General features: G+C 71.9%; 15 protein-coding genes. 11 read left to right on the forward strand and 4 right to left on the reverse strand.

The features are described 5' to 3' along the window. The first annotated feature begins 91 nt into the window (after positions 1–91). From ACH4TL_RS12030 to ACH4TL_RS12055, 6 genes are all read left to right on the forward strand, one after another. The gene (locus tag ACH4TL_RS12030) at positions 92–1,255 is read left to right on the forward strand and encodes an NAD(P)/FAD-dependent oxidoreductase (RefSeq protein WP_398318399.1); all 1,164 of its coding nucleotides are present in this window, start codon (positions 92–94) and stop codon (positions 1,253–1,255) included. 12 nt (positions 1,256–1,267) lie between these two features. After that, on the forward strand, positions 1,268–3,013 hold the full coding sequence (locus ACH4TL_RS12035; RefSeq protein ID WP_398318396.1) for a thiamine pyrophosphate-binding protein: 1,746 nt from the start codon (positions 1,268–1,270) through the stop codon (positions 3,011–3,013). Positions 3,014–3,119: 106 nt separating this feature from the next. Further along, the gene (locus tag ACH4TL_RS12040; RefSeq protein WP_398318393.1) at positions 3,120–4,448 is read left to right on the forward strand and encodes an MFS transporter; all 1,329 of its coding nucleotides are present in this window, start codon (positions 3,120–3,122) and stop codon (positions 4,446–4,448) included. Between the two features lie 5 nt (positions 4,449–4,453). Further along, a complete protein-coding gene (locus tag ACH4TL_RS12045; RefSeq protein WP_398318390.1) occupies positions 4,454–5,164 on the forward strand; it encodes a hypothetical protein in 711 nt (236 codons plus the stop codon). After that, positions 5,110–6,120: a LysR family transcriptional regulator gene (locus tag ACH4TL_RS12050; protein WP_398318387.1), complete on the forward strand. Its 1,011-nt coding sequence runs from the start codon at positions 5,110–5,112 to the stop codon at positions 6,118–6,120. The genes ACH4TL_RS12045 and ACH4TL_RS12050 overlap by 55 nt, the downstream gene beginning before the upstream one ends. 28 nt (positions 6,121–6,148) lie before the next feature. After that, positions 6,149–7,342, forward strand: a complete 1,194-nt coding sequence (locus ACH4TL_RS12055; RefSeq protein WP_398318384.1) for a 2-oxoadipate dioxygenase/decarboxylase family protein — start codon at positions 6,149–6,151, stop codon at positions 7,340–7,342. A gap of 6 nt (positions 7,343–7,348) precedes the next feature. On the opposite strand, the gene ACH4TL_RS12060 is transcribed toward ACH4TL_RS12055, so the two are convergent. From ACH4TL_RS12060 to ACH4TL_RS12075, 4 genes are all read right to left on the reverse strand, one after another. Further along, entirely contained in the window at positions 7,349–8,554 is a 1,206-nt protein-coding gene (locus ACH4TL_RS12060) for an alpha/beta fold hydrolase (protein WP_398318381.1), read from the reverse strand. A 144-nt stretch (positions 8,555–8,698) separates the two neighbouring features. Beyond that, positions 8,699–9,955, reverse strand: a complete 1,257-nt coding sequence (locus ACH4TL_RS12065; RefSeq protein WP_398318378.1) for an alginate lyase family protein — start codon at positions 9,953–9,955, stop codon at positions 8,699–8,701. A gap of 3 nt (positions 9,956–9,958) precedes the next feature. Next, the gene (locus tag ACH4TL_RS12070) at positions 9,959–13,300 is read right to left on the reverse strand and encodes an alginate lyase family protein (protein WP_398318375.1); all 3,342 of its coding nucleotides are present in this window, start codon (positions 13,298–13,300) and stop codon (positions 9,959–9,961) included. Then, a complete protein-coding gene (locus tag ACH4TL_RS12075; protein ID WP_398318372.1) occupies positions 13,297–14,814 on the reverse strand; it encodes a glycosyl hydrolase family 28 protein in 1,518 nt (505 codons plus the stop codon). Before ACH4TL_RS12075 ends, ACH4TL_RS12070 begins: the two co-directional genes overlap by 4 nt. A 215-nt stretch (positions 14,815–15,029) precedes the next feature. On the opposite strand from ACH4TL_RS12075, the gene ACH4TL_RS12080 reads away from it, so the two are divergent. From ACH4TL_RS12080 to ACH4TL_RS12100, 5 genes are all read left to right on the forward strand, one after another. Next, a complete protein-coding gene (locus ACH4TL_RS12080; RefSeq protein WP_398318369.1) occupies positions 15,030–16,043 on the forward strand; it encodes a hydroxyacid dehydrogenase in 1,014 nt (337 codons plus the stop codon). A 117-nt stretch (positions 16,044–16,160) separates the two neighbouring features. Continuing rightward, complete coding sequence (locus ACH4TL_RS12085; protein ID WP_398318366.1) at positions 16,161–17,249, forward strand: LacI family DNA-binding transcriptional regulator; 1,089 nt, start codon at positions 16,161–16,163, stop codon at positions 17,247–17,249. Between the two features lie 220 nt (positions 17,250–17,469). Beyond that, positions 17,470–18,810: an extracellular solute-binding protein gene (locus tag ACH4TL_RS12090; RefSeq protein ID WP_398318363.1), complete on the forward strand. Its 1,341-nt coding sequence runs from the start codon at positions 17,470–17,472 to the stop codon at positions 18,808–18,810. 7 nt (positions 18,811–18,817) lie between these two features. Next, positions 18,818–19,702, forward strand: coding sequence for a carbohydrate ABC transporter permease (locus ACH4TL_RS12095; protein ID WP_398318359.1), 885 nt, complete (start codon positions 18,818–18,820; stop codon positions 19,700–19,702). A 5-nt stretch (positions 19,703–19,707) separates the two neighbouring features. After that, positions 19,708–20,637 (forward strand): carbohydrate ABC transporter permease, encoded by a 930-nt coding sequence (locus ACH4TL_RS12100; protein WP_398318710.1) that lies wholly within the window; start codon positions 19,708–19,710, stop codon positions 20,635–20,637. The last annotated feature ends 8 nt before the right edge of the window (positions 20,638–20,645 follow it).

Consider the following 20,645-nt stretch of genomic DNA (forward strand, 5'->3'; position numbering starts at 1 on the left):
ATCGCTGCATCTCATGCCTCTTGTCGGCGCCGGATGCCGGGTCTACAACTGACGCATCACCGTGACCCGCAGGCCCTTCAGGAGGTTCCAATTGCGCCGGGAAACACTGAACGGCGGCCGCGTCATCATTGTCGGCGGCGGCGTGATCGGCACCTCCATCGCCTTCCATCTGAGTCAACGCGGATATCGCGATATCACCGTGGTGGAACGCGGACTGCCGGGAGAAGGTACGACGGCGTACGGGACCGGGGGCATCCGGCAGCAGTTCTCGACCCGTGTGAACATCGAGCTGGTGCGCCGCTCACTTCCGTTCTGGCGTGACTTCGAGGAAATGACCGGGGCGCCGATGCATTTCCGGCAGCACGGTTACCTTTTCCTGATTTCGGATGCCGCCACCCTCCGTACCTTCCAGAAGAACGCGGAACTCCAGCGGTCCCTCGGCGTCGATGTGACGATGCTCGACCCCCGGCAGGCGGCCGAGCTCTTTCCCGGTATCCGCACCGACGACCTGCTCGGCGCGACCTTCTCCGCCGACGACGGCTCCGGCTCCCCGGCCGACGCCGTCGCCGGATATCTGCGCGGAGCGCGGGCCAGGGGGGTGGAGGTCCGGCAGCACACCGAGTTCCGCGGGCTCGTCACGGACGCCGACGGCACGGTACGCGGCGTCCGCACCGCCGACGGCACGCTCGACGCCGAACTCGTCGTGCTCGCCGCGGGTCCGCAGGTCCGCGGCGTGGGGCGGCTGTGCGGGGTGGACATCCCCGTACGGCCGCACCCCCGGCAGGCGTTCGCCACCGGCCCGCTCCCTGCCCTGCACGGCGGGCTGCCGCTCGCCGTCGACATGGCCAGCGGCGCGTACGTACACCCCGAGGCGGCCGGGACGGCGATCGTCGGCGGCAACGACCGCGACGCGCCCAGCAGCGACCAGGCGACGGTGGACTGGTCGCGGGTCGAGTCCCTGGCCGGTGCGCTGTCCCACCGCTTCCCCTCGCTGGAGGGGCTGGAGGTCGTCCGCGGCTGGGCCGGGCTGCGGGAGATGACCGCCGACGACCACGCGATCGTCGGCCCGGTAGAGGAGGTGCCCGGGCTGTGGGTCGCGGCGGGCTTCTCCGGCCACGGCTTCATGCAGTCCCCGGCCGTCGGCGCGGCGCTCGCCGAGTGGTGGCTGACGGGCACCCCGCCCCTGGACCTCTCCGCGCTGCGGCTGTCCCGGTTCACCGACCGGGCCCTCGAACTCGAAACCGCCGTCTTCTGAACGGAGCCCGTCATGGCTTGCGACACCCATCCGACCGGGTCCGATCCGACCGGGGCCGAACTGCTCGTCGACACACTCCTCCGGCACGGCGTCGACACCGTCTTCGGCGTCCCCGGCGACACCGGCGTCGTCCTGTACGACGTGTTCGCCCGGCACACCGACGCCCTGCGCCACATCCTCGCCCGGGACGAACGGCACGCGGGCTACATGGCCGACGGCTACGCCCGAACCCACCGGCGCGTCGGCGTGTGCGAGGCGTCCAGCGGCGGCGGCGCCGTCTATCTGGCCGGTGGACTGGGCGAGGCGTACGCCTCCAGCGTGCCGGTCCTCGCGATCACCAGCGACATCCACCGGCGCAGCCGGGGCTCCGGCGCCATCACCGAGATCGACCAGGAGGCGCTGTTCGGCGCCGTCACCAAGTGGTGCCGCACCGCCGAGCGCGCCGCGGACATCCCCGCGCTGGTCGCGGAGGCCATCGCCACCGCCACCGGCGGCCGTCCAGGACCGGTCGCGCTGATCTTCCCCGAGGACGTGCTGGAGGAACACGCGGCGGTCAGCGTCCCCGAGGGCGACCCGGCGCTTCCGGCGGCCAGGACCGGCGCCTCCGAATTCGCCGTCGCGAGTGTCGCCGCGGATCTGGCGCGCGCCGGGCGGCCCGTGATCTTCGCGGGCGGCGGGGTCCACGCCTCGGGCGCCTGGCCGGAACTGCTCGCGCTCGCCGAGCACGCCGCGCTCCCGGTGGCCACCACGATCCACGGCAAGGGCGCGGTCCCCGAGGACCATCCGCTCTCCCTCGGCGTGGCGGGCGGCAACGGCTGCCGCGGCTACGCCAACGCCTACCTCGCCGGTGCCGACGCCGTGCTCATCGTGGGCAGCCGGGCCAATTCCACCGACACCAACGGCTACACCGCCCCGCCCCGCGCCCCCGGTGTCCGGGTGGCGCAGATCGACACCGACGCCTCCCGCGCGGGCCGGAACTTCCCCGGCAGCGTGCCCCTCGTCGGGGACGCCGCGACCGTGCTGGACCAGCTGCGCGGACAGCTTCCGGCCGCCCCCGCCGAGGCCCGGGCGGCGCGCGAGGCGGGCATCGCCGCCGTGCGGGACGCCTGGGCGCGCACCGCCGCCGAAGAGCTGCCGGACCCGGGCGGGGACCGGCTCCAGCCGCGCGAGGTGGTCCGGGTCCTGCACCGGGTGTTCGGCCCGCGGACCTGGGTGGTGGCCGACCCCGGCACCCCGACGCCCAACCTCTCGGCGTACTGGGAGAGCGCGGGGGAGGGCTGGCGGGTGGTGATCCCGCGCGGCCACGGGCCGATGGGCTACGCCATCCCGGCAGCGATCGGCGCGGCCGTCGCCCACCCCGGTGAGCGCGTCGTGTGCGTGACCACCGAGGGCAGCCTGGCCATGGGCGTCGGCGACTGGGAGACCGCGGCCCGCCTCGCGCTGCCCATCACCTACGTCGTGCTGGACAACACCTCGATGGCCTGGATCAAGATGCTCCAGCACCTGTTCCTCGAACAGCGCTACTTCGGGGTGGACCCCGGGCCGATCGACCCGGTCCCGCTGGCCACCGGCATGGGCATCCCCGGCGCCAAGGCCACCACGCTCGGCGGGCTGGAAGTGCTGCTCAAGGAGTCGGCCGACCGCCAGGGGCCGTCGGTCGTCCACGTACCCGTACCCGAGCACAAGGACGCGCCGCCGCCCGTCGCGCCCTGGGAGGCCGTGCTGACCGGACAGTCCACCGGCCGCCCCGTCTACTGACCCCGCCACCGGCTCCCCCCCCGTACCTCCCCGTACGTTCCCTCCCTCCCCTTCCCGATCGTCCGCCCTCTTCACAGCACGTGCAGGTTCCCGGAAGGATCCGCTCATGGAGGCTCACGCAGTACTCCCCACGCCCCCTGATTCCGCCGCCCCCGCGGTCGATCACCCGACCGCCATGCGGGCCGCCCGGGCGAGCTTCACCGGCACCGCCATCGAGTGGTACGACTACTTCCTCTACGGCAGTGCCGCCGCCGTGGTGTTCCCCAAGGTGTTCTTCTCCGACCTCGGCTCCACCGCGGGCACCCTGACCTCCCTGGCCACCTTCGGTGTGGCGTTCTTCTTCCGCCCCCTCGGCGGCGTCCTCTTCGGCCACTTCGGCGACCGGCTCAGCCGCAGGCAGGCCCTGGTGGCCACGCTGCTGATCATGGGACTCGGCACCTTCGCGATCGGGCTGCTGCCCACCGTCGGACAGGTCGGTGTCCTCGCCCCCGTCCTGCTGGTGTTCCTGCGCGTGCTCCAGGGCATCGGGCTCGGCGGCGAATGGGGTGGCGCGGCGCTGCTCATTGTAGAAAGCGCCCCCACGAAACGCCGCGGGCTCTACGCGTCGGCCTGCCAGCTCGGCGTCCCCGCGGGGCAGCTGGCCTCCGCGGGCATGGTGGCGCTGTTCTCGCTGCTGCCCGAGGACCAGTTCCTCAGCTGGGGCTGGCGAATCCCGTTCCTGCTCAGCGGCCTGCTGGTGGCATTCGGCCTCTACCTGCGGAAACGACTGCCCGAACCGCCCGAGTTCCAGGCGCTCAAAGATGCGCGGAAGCGGCCCAAGCTGCCCATCGCGGAGGTCCTGCGCCACGCGAAGAAGCAGACTCTCCTGCTGATCTTCGTGCAGGCCGCGGCCACGATCGGCTACTACCTCTTCACCGTGTACTCGCTGTCGTACGTCGAAGGCGATCTGGGGCTGCCGCAGTCCTGGGCGCTGAGCGGGGTGCTCATCGGCGCCGCGCTGCTGCTCCCGGCGATGCCGCTGTACGCCGCGCTGTCGGACCGGATCGGACGCCGCCCGGTGTACTTCGCGGGCACCCTGTTCATCGCCCTGTTCGCGGTCCCCTTCTTCTGGCTGCTGGACACGCGCAACCCGTATCTCATCGTGCTGGCGATCGTCGTGGCGCTGGTGTGCGGCTACGGTCCCACCGGGGCGCTCAACAGCGTCCTGTATGCCGAGCAGTACCCCACCCGCTACCGGTACACCGGGGCATCGGTGGCGTACCAGATGTCCAGCGTGGTCGCCGGGGCACCCGCGGCACTCGTCGCCGCCGCGCTGGTGTCCGCCACCGGGTCCGGCATGGCAGTCTCCTGGTATGTGATCGGGGCGGCGATCATCTCGCTGATCTGCGTGGTCGCGCTCAAGGAGACCCACCGCACCGAACTGACGAAGGAGTAGCGACGATGGCGGACATCGGGATCGTCATGCTGGACAACCGGATTCCCCGCCCGGCCGGTGACGTGGGCAACCCCGCCAGCTTCGACTTCCCCGTCGCCATGGCGGTGGCCCCGGGGGCCGGGACCCGTCAGGTGGTGGAGCGCTCGGCCGAGGGCCTGCTGCCCGCGCTCACGGCCGCCGCCACCGGTCTCCAGGAGGCCGGTGCGGCCGCCGTGACCACCTGCTGCGGCTTCCTCGCCGTGCATCAGCCGGAGCTGGCCGACGCGCTGCGGATCCCGGTGGCCACCTCCAGCCTCCTCCAGATCCCCCTGGTGCTCCGGACCCTGCGCCACGACCAGACGTGCTGTGTGCTCACGGTCAACGCGAGCACCCTCACCGACGCCCATCTGGAGGCCGTCGGCGTCGGCCCCGCCCTGCGCGACCGCGTCCACCTCGCCGGTCTGGAACACACCGAGCACCTGTTCCACGTGCTCACCGGCGACGACGAACCCCTCGACGTGGCGCGCGCGGAGGCCGAGGTGGTGGCCGCGGCACAGGCCGTGCTCGGCGAGCACCCCGACACCGGCGCGTTCGTCCTCGAATGCACCAACCTCCCGCCCTACTCCGCCGCCCTCAAGGCCGCCACCGGCCGCCCCGTCTGGGACGCGCTCACCCTCATCCGATGGCTGCACGGCGGCTGCGCGGGGCCCGCGGCGCCCGGGACACCGGCATGCTGAACATGGTGCACCTCCAGACCCTCCAGGCGGTGCTCGCCACCGGCTCCCTCAGCGGGGCCGCCAAGGAACTCGGCTACACCACCTCGGCCGTGTCCCAGCAGATCGCCGCGCTGGAGCGGACCCTCGGCGTACGGCTCTTCGAGCGCGGCCCGCGCAACCTGTGGCCCACCACGGCCGCCCTCCAGATGGGCCGCCACGCCACCGCTCTGCTGTCCCGGCTGGAGGAGGCCGAGGAGGACATCCGCGGCTACGCCGACGGCAACCGCGGCCGTCTCAGGGTGGCCGCGTTTCCGACCGTGAGCGCCCAGCTCCTGCCCAAGGCGCTGCGACGCCTGGTCGCCCGCCTCCCCGACGCCGAGATCACCCTCCAGAACGACGGCGACCCCACGGATGTGGCGCTGGCCGTGTGCGAGGGCCGGGCGGACCTCGGCCTCGTCTACGCGTACGACCTCGTCCCCGAGACCTGGCCGGGCGAACTGACGCTCCGCCCGATCCTCGACGAGGAACTGATCGTCCTCTGCGGCCCGGACCAGCACACCGCCGACGCCCACCACGTGGACCTGCGCGAACTCTCCGGAGCCATCTGGGTCACCAACGACGAGGGCACCGCCGCCCACCACAATCTCCTGCGGCTCTGCGCCCAGTCCGGATTCCGCCCCGAGATCCGCTTCACCAGCAACGACTACGACGTCATCCGCGGCATCGTGCGGGAGAACCTGGGCGTCGCGATGGTCCCCGCGCTCTCCCTCGGCATCGACCGTGCGATCACCATGCGCCGCATGCGGACCCGCGGCCCGCGCCGCAAGGTCCTCGCCGTGCACCGCTCCACCGACCCCAACCCGCTGGTGCCCGCGGCTGTCGACGCCATCCGCGAGGCGGCTGCGGAGTTCGTGACCTGGACGACCGAGGCGTTCGGCGCCCGCGTCGACTCGCCCCTCGCCACGACCCCCGGCTGAGCCGAGCCACTTCGGACAAGGACCCCACATGAACGTGGTTCCCCACTGGCAGCTACGCGCCCGATTCGCCCGCTCCCTCTCCGACCTGTACGTCCGCGAGGTCCCCGGAAGCGCCGCACTCCTGGACTTGACCCACCAGGTCAACGCCGATGTGCTTGGCCGGGACGGCGCCACCGCACAGCGCCTGGGCAGCGGCGAGCGGGTGGCCGCCGAGCGCCACGCCGCCCTCCGGGTCGGAACACCCGCCGAGCTGCGTCAGGTGGCTCAGATCTTCGCCGCCCTCGGCATGCACCCGGTCGGCTGCTACGCCCCGCGGGGCGCGGCCACCCCCGTCGTCTCGACCGTGTTCCGGGCGGTCGACCCCGGGGAGCTGGCCCGCGACGCCTTCCGGGTGTCCACCTCCGTACCGGTCCCCGAGACCGTCCCCGCCCTACGGCCCATGCCTCCCGAACTGCTCACCCTCGCCGAGCGCGCCGAGGCCGGGCAAGGGCTGCCCCTCAAGGACTCGCGGCGGTTCGTCGCCCTCGCCACCGCCGCCTTCCCGTCCTCCCGCCTCGGCCACCTCACACCCCGGGTCCTCGACCTCGACGAACTGAACCGCCGCATGGCCGAACGCGACGGCGGCACGGTGGCCGACGACATCCAGGGCCCGCCGCACTGGGACGGCCCGGACCTCCTGCTGCGCCGGACCACCTTCGGTCCGGGGTGCGCGGCCGAGGCCCGTGGCATCGCGCTCACCCCCGCCGGACGGGCCCGCTACGACGCGATGACCGCCGAGACCGACCGGCTGCTCGCCATCGACCCGGTGCTCTCCCGCCAGGAGGCCGCCGCGAAGGTCTGGGCCATGTGCATGCCCGCCACGGAGGCCGGACTCGCCCGGCAGGACCTCGCGTACTTCACCTACCGTGCCACCGACCCCGCGGACCGCCGCCCCGGCGGTCTGGGGCCGCCCGCCGGGCTGGCCGGGCTGCTCCACGGCGGCTGGATCACCGCGGAGCCCATCGTCCACGAGGACGGCCTGTCCCGGCCGGACCCGGACGGCACGCCCCTTGACGCGGACTGGCTGGCCGGGGTGGTGGAGCGCCCCGTACACGACCCGGCGGAGACTTACGCCCGGCAGCGGCGGGAGTCCCTGGACGAGGCGGCGCGAGCGCTCGGCATCGCCCCCATCGCGCCACCCACCGCCCCGGAGGATCCCGCCGACCCCGACGCGGCCGCTTGAGCGCGGTCAGGAGCGCGATGCCGTGTCGTTCAGGAAGCGCAGGAGAACGTTGCGGCCCACCGCACCGGCGATGCTGTGGTACGTGTCGTCGAAGGCGTGGTCGCTGTAGGGGATGGCGTTGAACCGCACCGGGTCGTGTGCCTGCCGCAGCCGGTCGGCGAGCCCGCGGACCCGGGGCTCCCTGATGAGGTGGTCGGAGGCGCCGGTGACCAGGAGGGACGGCATCAGACCTGGCCGGACGCGGTTCACGGCGGAGGCGTAGGCGTAGCGCCCGGGGTACCGGGCGGGGGTGCCGCCGGTGTACTCCTCGGTGATCTCGCGCCCGTATCCCATCAGTCCGTTGTCCTGCCAGGTGCCCTTGAGGTCCGCGGCGGGGTAGAACCCGGCGACGGCGACCGGCGGCTCGGGCAGCCGTGCGGTGCAGCTGCTGGCGACACGGCCGGTGTCCAGCCCGTACGCGACGTTCAGCGCGAGGCTTCCGCCCGCGGAGCCGCCCACCAGCACGGTGCGGGAGGTGTCGACGCCGTACGGGCGGGCCAGCCGGGCGAGCCGGGACATGGCGCAGACGACGTCGTCGGAGGCGTCCTTCCAGCGCGGCGGCGGGGTGAGCCGGTAGTCGATGGACAGGACGGGGTAGCCGTGGTTCGCGAGCCAGCGGTAGTCGCCCGCCCGCTGGTACCGGCTGCCGGTGGCGAATCCGCCGCCGTGGATCCACACCACCATGGGCTTCTTCCCCTGGGGGTGGGCCTTGCGCGGTGCCCACAGCCCGGCCCTGAGGGTGCGGCCCTCGACGCGGTCGTAGCTGATCACACGGTCCGGCGGGGCCGTGGGCTGGTCGACGGCGAGGACGTCGGCGGCGGACAGCGGCACGTTCTGGGAGTGGGCGTAGAGCAGCTGGGTGGTGAGCACGGTGGCCGCGCCGATGGCGGTGACCGCCGAGGTGACCGTGGTCCACACCGCCGTCCGGCGCTTTCCGCGCCGCCATGCCACGACCGCGCCCACGGCGATGAGCAGGCCGAAGACCACGTACCACAGCGGGCGCGGCCCGAGCCAGGTGGTCGCGTAGTACCCGAGGACGGGAACGGCCGGGATGACCGCACCGAGGGTGATGAGCGCCGCCAGCCCCGAGGCCACAAGACCCAGACCGAGGGCGGTGCGACGCGCCCAGCGGGGCAGGGTCCTGCGTGAGGGTATCCGGACACGGGTGTTCATGTCGGGCGGTTCTCCTGTTCGCTGTCGTCGGTGTGGCTCAGGCGCCGTCAGCAGTGAGGAGGGGCCCAGCTCGGGAATTCAGGGTAGCCACGAGGTGAACCGGCCCGGCCACGCGGGTCGCCGGGCCGGGGTCGAGCGGCGTGGCTACTTGGCGTACAGCAGGGTGCCGAAGCCGGTCTGGTCGAAGCCGCCGCTGGTCGAGCCGTAGTCACCGCCGCCGCCCTCGGGCCGTACGCTCTCGGCCATGGCCTTGATGTACGGCACGTCCAAGCCACGCCGTCGGCCGTAGTGGTAGTACAGCAGGTCCCACACCGGCCGGACCTGGCCGCGGCTCGCGGCGGAGATCACGGTGTGCGACTGCTGGGCGCAGTTCTGGCCGGTGCCCCAGGTGTAGGTGGTGAAGGGCACGTCGTGGCCGAGGTTGTACTTGGCGACGTACTGGGCGGCCTTCATGAAGCGGTTGCCGTCGTAGCCGTACAGGTCGTCCCCCTGCGACCAGGCCATTTCGCAGAAGGCGCCCAGCTGGCCCATGCCCATCATGGTGTGGCCCTGGTCCCGGCCTGACTCCTGCCACTGGCCGAGGGCGTAGCCGTCGACGTTGTCGTAGATGTACGGGACGGCGTGGCGGATGGAGCCGTTGCCCGCGCCGCTCTTGAAGTAGCTGACCGCCTGGTCGTACTTCGCGGCGTCGTCGCACAGGATTCCGATGGCGAGGACCGAATTCATGGTGCACAGGTCCCAGTTGGCCCAGTAGTTGGTGATGCAGGCGTCGTTGTGCTGGTTGAGGAACTGGTTGTTGAGCGGGTAGAAGACGTTGCGCATCATCGTCTGGAAGCGGCCCAGGTCGAAGCCGCTGTAGCCGCGCATGAGCTCGGCGGCGCCTGCGAACTGGTAGCCGTAGATCCCGGCGGCCAGGAAGCGGTCCGCGTTGCCGGTGAGCGTGGTGAGGGTGGCCGACCAGGCGTTGAGGATCTTGACGGCGGTGTCCGCGTTCGCGGTGGTGCCCGCGATCTTCCAGCGCAGGGCGTTCTGGTAGGCGGCGTGGATGTCGTTGTAGAGGATGCCGTAGTTCTCGCCGGTCCCGCCGCGGATGACGGTCTGCTGCGGATTGGGGGCCCAGGTGCTCGCGGAGTGGCGGTTGGCGGTCAGGCGGTTCCAGCCGGACAGCCACGGTTCGGTTCCGGCGGCGACGCGCACCTTGGCGCGGTTGAGTTCGCCGTAGGCGTGCAGCATGCCGGGGTGGGTGAAGGTGGCGGGCGCGGCGCCCGCGCTGCCGCCGGTGGCGGCGGCCGCCCCGGCACCGAGGGCGAGGGTGGCGGTGAGGCCGCCCGCGGACCGCAGCAGGGTACGGCGGGCCGGGCGGTGTGCGGGCGGGGGAGTGGGGCCGAGTTCGCGGCTCATCGCTTAAGTCTCTCCGCTCTGGGTGGGGGTGAGGTGCACGCGGTCGAACCGCGTGGTGGTGCGGGCCAGCGGGTCGCGGGAGCAGACCACGAGGCCCACGTGGTACGGGGCGTCACCGAAGCCGGGGACGGCGCCCTCGGCGAGGGGCACCCAGGTGGCGCCGTCGTCGGTGGAGGCGGCCGCGGCGAAGACGGTCCCGGTGCGCCTCAGCCGCAGCAGACAGGGCAGGGTGAGGCGGCCGTTCCCGGTGAAGGCGGACGCGCCCGCCACGACCGGGCGCAGCATGAGCTGCGCGGTGGTCCCGCCGGTGACGATCGCCCCGGCCGCCTGGTCGAACGGCGACAGGGACTTGGCCATCAGCAGCCCGACCCGGTCGGCGGCCGTGTCCCCTTCGCGCGCGACGAGCCGGGCGGTGACCTCGCAGTCCCCATGGACGGACCGGTGCGCGAACTGGCCCGTCATCCCCTGCCCGTTGACGCCGAGATCGGTCCCGGCGCCGCGCACGGTGAACGTCCCCACGTCGTACGAGGTGATCCCGGGGGTGCGGATGGCCACCACGCCGTACGTCCCGAGCGCGCGCTCGTCGAGGACCACATCGCCGAGGTCGTCGTACGACCAGGGCGCGGGCGGCGGGGCGCCGATGTCGAGGGTGAGGGCGGAGTTGGCGGCGCCTGACGCGTTGCCCGCGCCGGTGGTGAGCGTGAACGTGCCGGTCGCCGTCGGCTGTCCGGAGATCAGCCCGGTGCGCTGGTCGACACGTAATGCCTCGGGGAGGCCGGTCGCGGTGAACCGTACCGGCTCGTGCGTGGCGCGCAGAAGATGACGGAACGGGACACCGCGGTTGGCGAACACCGCCTCGGCGGAAATGAGTTGGGGCTTGGCGGGGGTCGGCATGCGTGCGCTCGCGGGCGCCGAGCGCGGCCCGAGCCCGCCGCGGTTCGTCTTCGCCACGGCGTAGTGGTACGTCCGCCCGGGCGTCCCGGTGGCGTCCGCGTACCGGACGCGGGTGCCGAAGCCGACCGGGCCGACGCCGATGGCGACGGTCTCGTACGGGCCGTGGGCGCGTACGGCCCGCAGCACCGTGTACCGGGCGGCGGGGTCCGGGTCGGTCCAGGCCAGCTCGATGGCATCGGCCGCGGCCCTCGCCCGCAGGTCGGTGGCGGTGCGCACCGGGCGGGGCACGGTCCACACAGGCCCGGAGGGGGAAGTCACGGTGACGTTGTCGAAGGCGCCGGTGCCGGTCTCGGCGTACGCCTCGTCGACGCCCAGGCAGGAGGACAGGGTGAGGCCCGCGTACGCGGTGCGCCCGAGCCGGACCTCGGTGGAGCCCACCTCGGTCCACCGGACGCCGTCAGGGGAGATGGCGCCGGTGCAGTGGCGGCCCCGGCGGGTCACCCGCACCCAGTACGGCGCCCGCAGCCGGTAGCCGTCGCCCGCGCCCTCGACGTAAGGGGCGTCCAGCGGTGTGGCCGACGCGGGCAGGGTGCCGAGGTCGGAGAGCGGGAACGCGGCGGCGGTGGTGATGGCCTGTCGCTGGGACGGTGGCACGGGGGTGCTGCCGGTGGCCGAGACGGCAGCCCCGGCCGAGGGGCGCACGGTCCACACGCCGCTCCAGGTGTGCAGCGGCAGCCCCTGGATCAGCATCGAGGCGTGTGCGGCGTCCGCGTCGAGTGAGCCGCGGAGCGTGACGCCGATCGTGGAGTACTGCGAGCTGAGCGGCCACACGATCCGGGCGGTGACCGTGCCGTCGCCGCGCAGCGGCAGACGCACCAGGCGGCAGCTGTCCGCGGTGCCGCCCGCCTCCAGGACGAAGCGCTCGCCGTCGAAGGTGGCGGAGCCCGGGACGCGCGGGGTCCCCACGTCCTCGGTCGACCAGGGCCCTGGCAGCCCGGCCGTGGCCGCCACCCAGCCGGAACTGCCGCTCGTACCATGAGAGTTGGCGGCATCGACCGTGTAGTAGTAGGTCCGCCCGGTGTGCACCGCGCGGTCGGTGTACACCGGTGTCCCGACCCCGGAGGCGATCCGCTCGTACGGCCCGTCGGGTCCGGTGGCGCGCCGGACCGTGTAGCCCGTCGCCCACGCGGACGGCAGCCACGCCAGGGTGACGGAGCGGCGCGCGCCGGTGGCGGTGAGCCCGGCGGGTGACGTCGGCGCGGCGGGCGCCGCCTTCGCCCCGGCGTAGGTCAGCGTGCCCCAGCCCGGCAGGTCGTCGTTGCCGCCCTCGACGGCGCGGGCGCCGCCGCTGCCGCGGAAGACGGCGCGCTCGGTGTGCGGGGTGGGGAGACCGCGTACGCCCGCGTAGTGCGCGTACGCCATCTCGTAGACCGGTGGCAGGGTGCCGCGCGCCTTGTCCGACACAGATGTCTTGAGGTACTTGCCGGTGCGGTCCAGGTCGGGGGAGAAGGGGACGTCGTCGCCGAGGTTGTAGCGGGCGGCGTACTCGACGTTCGCCAGGATCCTGTTGCCGTCGAAGCCCCACAGGTCGATGCCCTGGTTCCAGGCCACCTGGGCGGCGTCGCCCAGCAGGCCGACCGCCAGCTGCTCATGGCCCTGGTCGCGGCCGCTCTCCTGGCCCTGGCCCGCGTCGGTGACGACGCGGTGCCGGACACTGCCGTTGCCCGCGCCGGCCGCGGCGAACCGCAAGCCGTCCTCGAAGAGCGTCGGCTCCTCGCAGAACACCCCGATGGCCAGGACGGTCTGGACCGCCGTGAGGTCCCAGTTGCCGTTGGCGTAGAGCATGTAGCCGGACACCGCCGGATACCAGACGCGCAGAAAGGACTCCTCGCAAGCCGCGACGGCCTCCGGGTGCCACCCGTCGTAGCCGGTGTGCCGCAGCAGCTCGGCCGCGTTGACGAACAGGAAGCACTGCAACCCGGCGCCGAGCGGCCCGTCGGCCCCGGTGACGGCGGTGAGCGAGGCCGACCAGGCGTCCAGGATGTCGCGGGCCTTGTCGGCGTGGGCGCGGTCGCCGGTGACACACCACATGAGGGCGTTCTGATAGGCGGCGGCGGAGTCGGCGACGGCCTCGTTCATGAACCGGGCCGGACCGCGGCCCCAGGAGGTGATCTGGCCAGTGTTGCGCACGGTGTACGCGGCCGACGCGCGGGGGCTTGCCGCGAGTGCCAGGAAGCCGTCGTGGACCGGGGCTTCCCCGGCGGCTACCGCCGCCTTCATCCGGGCCAGGTCGGCGGCGCCGTGCAGCAGCCCGGGGTGGGTGAAGGTCCGGCTTCGGTGCTCGGCGGCCCGTGCCACCGCGGGCCCGGCCAGGCCGCCCGTGCCAGGCACCAGCAGCAGGGCAGCGGTGGCACCGAGGAAGCCCCGGCGCCTCGGTGCGGACGCCGTCATGAGGCGGCGGCCTCGGCGCTGGTGAGGAACCTGAGGTTCGTCACATGCTCGTTCACGTGCATGGGGACGAAGTCCGCGGCCACGTACCAGGTCGGCTTCTTCATGCTGTCGGCGATGACCGTGCCGCCCACCACGAGGTTCTCGAAGGTCACGTTCCTGATGGCGTGTTCGGTGTCGTAACCGAGCAGCAGACACGGGCTGCCGTGGGTGCCGCTGTAGCTGAGGTCCTTGACGTACACGTCCTCGATGCCGCGGCCGACCGAGGTGTTGTACTTCGTGTTGTACATGACCCGCATATGGATCAGCTGGCCCTGCCGGAAGTCCTCGACCCGGACGCCGTCGATGCGCACGTTCCTGATGAGGTTGCTGTCGCCGGGGTTGAGGGCGATGCAGCCCTGGTAGCCGGTCTGGGGTTCGCGGTGGTCGCAGATGTCGAGGTTGCTGAAGGTCAGGTTCTCCAGCACCTCGGGCGCGTCGGTGTTGCCGTGCGTGCCCACGTTGATGGGATGCGCGACGTCCGCCCACAGGGTGGAGTTCTTGACGGTGATGTTCCGGGTGTCGCCGTAGTAGTCCCAGCGGTGCGCGTAGATGGCCACGCAGTCGTCGGCGTTGCGCATGAAGACACCGTCGATCGTGACATCGGAGCTGGAGAACACGTCGATGCCGTCGCCGTTGCCCTTGGAGCTGAAGGAGGCCATGCCGCTGAGGGCGATGTCCTCGGACTCGCCGATGGTGACGGCGTATCCGCCCGGGTTGAGCATCGTCACGGCGCCGATGGTGATGTGCTTCGACCCCTCGACGGTGGCGCCGCCGCCGGGCGCCGCGTGGATGACACCGCGCCCGGTGAGCGCCGCGTTCTCGACGTCCTTGAAGATCACCCGGGACTTCAGTACCGCACCGCCGTCCAGATGGACGGTCTTGCCGGACGGCACGGTCAGGGTGCCGCCGGGAGTGGTGTGCACTCCGGGGCCGAAGTGGATGACGTCCGGATCGTCCGCGGCGGGGCGGTCCGTCTCCAGGGGGCGGGCGAGTAGATGCAGACAGTCGAAGATCTGGTCGTCGGCCTGCACGATCAGGTTGCGCGGTTCGCTGAGCCGGAACCGGGCCGTGTTGCCGCGCACCTTCGGCGTGATGCCGTACGAGTCGGGCCGTATCCGCACCTTCTCCACACCGCCCTTGAGGCAGGTCACCTCGACCTCGACGCTGCCCGAGAAGTCGAAGTACGCGAGCGTCGAGTTCTGCTGACGCCCGCTGCCGGTGGTGGTGTCGACCAGGTTCAGGGTGGCCAGATAGGCGCCGAGCCTGCGCCATCTGCCGCCGGGATTGCGGACCTTGACGGTGAAGCTGTCGGTCTTCACGGGGGCTCCCGACGGCACCGGATAGGTGACGAGCCGTGCCGCGCCACCGGCCTCACCGGCCGTGGCGGTGGTGCCGGTGGTGCCGGTCAGGCCCGCGGCGAGCACGGTGGCACCTGCCGCCTGAAGGGTGGCGCGACGGGACAAGGGCGGGTTCATGGCTGACTCCCTGCGCAACGGAATGCGGAAACCGGTTACTGCGACCAAGTGGCCAGAGCTTCCGCCCGGTCCGGAAACAGAGTCAAGGGTCCGGGCGCACTTTCGAAAGGATCGGTCGCCTCGACGGCGCCCCGCCCGCCGTTGACCCGCCTTCCCGTCAGATCTACTTTAGAAGGCGCTTTCTGAAACCGTTTCCCCGGCGCCTCAGGAGAGTCATGACCAGTGCCCAGCCGCCGAGAGCCGTGTTCGCCATGGACCCGGTGCATCTGCCCCTGCTCTTCCCGCCGCCGCTCATGGACCGGCTCCGACAGGTGGCCGAGATCGACACCGCGCTCGTCGTACGGGACCTCACCGACCCCGCCGCCGCCCCCGCGCTGGCCCGGGCCGAGGTGCTGATCACCGGCTGGGGCTGCCCCCGTCTGGACGCCGGAGCCCTCGCCGCGGCGCCCCGGCTGCGCACCGTCCTGCACGCCGCGGGCTCCGTGCGCTCACTGATCGGCGACGCCCTGTGGGACGGCGGCATCGCCGTGTCCAGCGCGGTCACCGGCAACGCGCTGCCGGTCGCGGAATACACCCTTGCCATGATCCTGCTCGCGGGCAAGGACACCTTCGCCCACCGGGAACGCTTCCGGGACACCCACACCCATCCGACCCCCGCGCAGACCGCGGCCATCGGCAACCTCGGCCGCCGGGTGGGCGTCATCGGCGCCTCCCGCGTGGGCCGCCGACTCCTTGAGCTGCTGCGGCCGTTCGACTTCGATGTCGCGCTGTACGACCCGTATGTGGACGCCGCCGGGGCCGCCGCCCTCGGCGCCGCACCGCTGCCGCTGGAGGACCTGCTGCGCCGCAGCGACATCGTGAGCCTGCACGCCCCCGACATCCCCGAGACCCACCGCATGCTGGACCGCCGGCGGCTCGCCCTCATCCGGGACGGCGGCGTGCTCATCAACACCTCCCGGGGTGCGCTGGTCGACACCCGCGCCCTCACCGACGAGCTGGTCGCGGGCCGACTGAGCGCCGTACTGGACGTCACCGACCCCGAGCCGCTGCCCGCCGCCTCCCCGCTGTACGCGCTGCCCAACGTGTTCCTCACCCCGCACATCGCGGGGTCGCTCGGCAACGAACTGGCCCGCCTCGGCCGCGTCGTCGCCGAGGAGCTGGAACGCCTGGCGGCGGGGCTGCCGTTGGCCCATCAGGTGCGGCATGCGGATCTGGCGCGCGTCGCCTGAGGCCCGCCCCGGCGGCCCGTCCTCACGCGGTAACGATGGGATACGGTTTCCGCACCGGTGCGGGGCGGGCCCCGGCCCGGCCGACGGGGGAGTCACTACGGTGAAGGAGCCGCTACGGTGAGCGAGCGCAAGGCGTCGGGCGGCGCCGGACGGGCCACCATCCGCGATGTGGCGGAGCGCGCGGGCGTCTCCGTCGCCAGCGTCTCGCGCGTCCTGTCCGGCAACTATCCGGTGTCGGACGAGCTGCGCCGCCGGGTGATGAAGGTCGTCCGGGACCTGGACTACGTCACCAACGCCCACGCCCGCTCGCTGGCCGGTGGCGGCACGCCCACCGTGGCCATCCTCATCAACAACATCACCGGCGCCGCCTTCGCCCATGTGGCCAAGGGCGTCGAGGGCGCGGCCACGCTGCGCGGCTGGCTCTCGCTGGTCGGCACCACCGGCGACGACCCGGAGCGGGAGCTGGCGCTGGTGAACCTCATGCGCCAGCAGGGCGTCGCCGCCGTGGTCCTGCTCGGCGGCGCGTACGACTTCGATGAGTACCAGCTGAGGATGGCCCGGTTCGCCCGCTCCCTCGACGCGGCCGGATCCCACCTGGTCCTCGTCGGCAGGCCGCCGCTGGAGGGCGACGTGGCGGCCACCACGGTCGACTACGACAACGAGGGCGGCGCCTACGCCATGGCGAGCCATCTGCTGTCCGCAGGCCACCGCCGGGTCCTCGTGCTGCCGGGACACTCCGAACTCACCACGGCCCAGGGCCGGTTGAGGGGCGCCCAGCGGGCCTTCGAGGCGTACGGCGTGCCGTTCGACCCGGGCATGGTGCTCCACGGCCCGTACGACTACGGCCACGGGTACGAGGCGGTGGAGGAGGGGCTGCGGCGCGAGCTGGACTTCACGGCGGTGCTGGCGGGGACCGATGTGGTGGCCGCGGGCGCCATGCAGGCGCTGCGCGCCGCCGGGCTCAGGGTCCCCGAGGACGTCTCGATCGTCGGCTACGACGACATTCCGCTGGCGTCCCAGCTCACCCCGCAGCTGACGACCGTTCATGTGCCGTACGAGGAGATGGGGCGGGCCGCGCTGCGCGCGGTGGCCGACCGGCGCGAAGGCGGCACGGGCCGCCGTACGGGCGGCGACGGTGCCCATCTGGTGCTGGGCACCCATGTCGTCGTACGGAACTCCGTGCGGCCGCCGGTCCGCCCCGCGTAGCCACCGCCTGACGGTCGTCCCGACCGCACCACTGTCGTAAGCGTTTTCCGCAACTCATCGCGTCCGGCCCCTTGTCGAGCGCGGACCAACCGGCCTACCGTCCACAGCAACCGGTTACTACCGCTTTCGCTCCTTCGGCCTCTGCCCGCCGTTCCTGGCCACCAACGAGCCGCCTCCCCTCGCGTTCCGCGAACGCCGACATCCAAAGGATCACGGTCAGATGAACTTCACCCTGCCCCGGAGAAGGTTCGCCCGCGCCGCCGTCGCGGGGCTCGCGCTGACAGGTCTGCTCTCCGCCTGCGGCGGATCCGGCTCCGGGGACTCCGCGTCCGACGGGGACTCGGGCCCGGTCACCCTCCCCTTCTGGGGCTGGGCCAACGGCCATGAGGCCGTCGTCAAGGCGTTCAACGCCAGCCACCGGAACATCAAGCTCAAGTACACCAAGGTCACCGACCAGCTGACGATGCAGAAGCAGCTGACCAACGCCGTCAAGGCGGGCAACGCGCCCTGCCTGGTGCAGAACACCGCCGAATACGTGACCACCCTGGTCTCCCAGGACGTGCTCGCCGACATCACGCCCTACGTCGGGTCAGCGAAGGACAAGTTCAACGCGGGCGCGTGGGCCGGTGCCGGGGTGCAGGGCAAGGTCTACGGCGTCCCCACCAGCTCCGCGCCCGCCTTCACCATCCGCCGCACCGACATCTTCCGGAAGTACGGCCTTGAAGCCCCCGCGACCTGGGACGACTTCATCGCCGCCGGCAAGGTGCTGAAGAAGCACGGCATCCACATCACCAACTACGCGGGCGAGGACCCGAGCACGCTCGAAGTCCTCGCGATGCAGGCGGGCGCGCACTGGTACGCCATCGACGGCAACGCCTGGCGGGTGAACTTCCTCGACTCCGGAAGCCTCAGGGCGGCGAAGGTGATCCAGCAGATCATCGACAACGGCCTCAACTCCTCGCTCTCCTTCGCCGACTACGCCGCCGTCCAGCGCAACTACGACGCCGGCCGCACCGCGACCCGGCAGATCTCCACCTGGCAGATGGCGGGCATGGTCCAGAACTTCACCAAGTCCGACGGCCAGTGGGCGCTGTCCCCATGGCCGGCCTTCACCGGCGAGCCCGCCAAGACCCCGGCCGGGACCAACCAGAGCGGCGGGCTCACCCTGGTGACCAAGAGTTGCGAGCACCAGGAGCAGGCCGCCGCCGCGGCGCTGTGGATGTCCACCAACACCGGCGCCGTGTCCACCATGGCGAGCCCGGAGACCGGCAACGGCGTCCTGCCCGCGCTGGCCGACAGCGCGCGTTACGTCGACAAGTCGCTCTCCCGCAAGCTGCTGGGGAAGAACTACGGACCGGGCAAGAAGGTGGTCACCGACAGCCTGCGGACCGTCACCACCGACTGGGTCTTCGGACCGGACTGGACCGCGATGTTCACCGAACTCCAGACCGGCTGGGCGAAGGTCCTGAACAAGCAGCAGAAGGTCACCGACCTGCTGGCCCACATGCAGAAGTGGACGGTGGCGGACCTGAAGTCCCGCGGCATCGGCGTCAAGGGCTGAGGGCCGCATGATCCGCTCCCAGCGCTGGAAGGGGGCTGCCTTCACGCTCCCCTTCCAGCTCGGCTTCGTCTTCCTCTACCTCGTCCCGATCGGCTACGCCGTCCACCAGTCGCTGTTCCGGGAACAGCGGTCAGGACTCGGGCTCGGGGGCGCCACCGTGACGTTCGCCGGACTGGACAACTACCGGCAGGGGCTGACCGATCCGGCGTTCATCAGCTCCGTTCTGCGGGTGGTCCTGTTCGCGTGTGTGCAGATCCCGGTGATGCTCGCGGTCAGCCTGCTGCTCGCCCTGTGCCTGGACGGGCTCACCTCGCGGGCGGTCGCCCGGTTCCGGATGCTGCTGCTGATCCCGTACATGATCCCCGGGGTGGTGGCCGCCATCGTATGGATCAACCTCTACAGCCCCGACGTCGGCCCGCTGACCTCGCTCGGCGACGTCTTCGGGCTCTCCTGGAACTTCTTCGCGCCCTCGATGGTCTGGCCGTCCATCGGCAACCTGCTGACCTGGCACGGCATCGGCTACAACATGGTCATCATCTACGCAGCGCTCCAGGCCGTGCCCCGCGAGCTGTTCGAGGCCGCGCGGCTCGACGGCGCGTCCGAGACCCGTATCGCGCTCAGCATCAAGATTCCGCATGTGCGCGGGGCGCTGGTGCTGACCGGGATGCTCTCCATCATCCAGATGCTCCAGATCTTCAACGAGCCCGCGCTGTTCCGGAACGTCACGCCGCAGACGGTCAGCGACAGCTTCACCCCGATCATGATCGTCTACAACCAGGCGTTCAACGCGGGCAACTACCACTACGCCGCGGCCCTGTCGGTGCTGCTCGCCCTCGTCCTCGGCGTGGCCTCCTTCCTCTTCTACCGGCTGACCTCGAAGGAGACCGACTGATGCTGATGACGGAATCCGCCACCGAACGGCCCGGGGAGCGCACCGAACGATCCGGGGCGCGCACCGTACGGCGGCTCGCCCGCCCCGACGCCGCCGCGCGCGGGCGGGGCGGCCAGCGTTTCCTGCTGCTCGGCCTGGTCCTGGCCGGTGCGTACAGCCTCTTCCCGGTGTGGTGGCTGATCGTCGCCGCCACCAAGGACCGGACCGGGCTGTACCAGTCGGGCGGCCTGTGGTTCTCCGGCATGCACCTGTGGGACAACCTGCGCCAGCTGGTCACCTACGACGGCGGCATCTTCCTGCGCTGGACCGCCAACTCCTTCCTGTACGCCGGAGTGGGATCGCTCGGCGGCACGCTCATCGCCCTCGCCACCGGATACGGCCTCGCCCGCTTCGACTTCCCCGGGCGCGGCGTGGTGTTCGCGTGTGTCGTGGGCTCCTTCCTCATCCCGATCGCCCTGCTCACGCTGCCGCTGTATCTGCTGTTCTCGTCGATCGGGCTGGTCGACACCCCCTGGGCGATGCTCATCCCGTGTCTGATCAACCCGTTCAGCGTGTACCTGGCCAAGGTGTACACCGAGGCCACGGTCCCCTTCGAACTCCTGGAGGCGGCCCGTCTGGACGGTGCCGGGGAGCTGCGGATCTTCTTCAGCATCGTGCTGCGGATGATGACCACCGGCGGCGCCACCGTGTTCCTGCTCGCCTTCGTCAACACCTGGAACGCCTTCTTCCTGCCGCTGACCGTGCTGCGCGGCGAGGAGAACTGGACCCTCAACCTGGGCCTGTACAACTGGACCGGCAGACGGCTGGAGTCCGGCATCGACCTGACCAGCCTCGTCCTCACCGGCGCGCTGCTGTCGATCGTGCCACTGGCCGTGATGATGACCGCGATGCGCCGCTACTGGCGCACCGGCGTCACCCTGGGCGCCCTCAAGTGACCGCAGGG

The organism is Streptomyces sp. NPDC021115 (genome assembly GCF_044333065.1).
Lineage (GTDB): Bacteria > Actinomycetota > Actinomycetes > Streptomycetales > Streptomycetaceae > Streptomyces.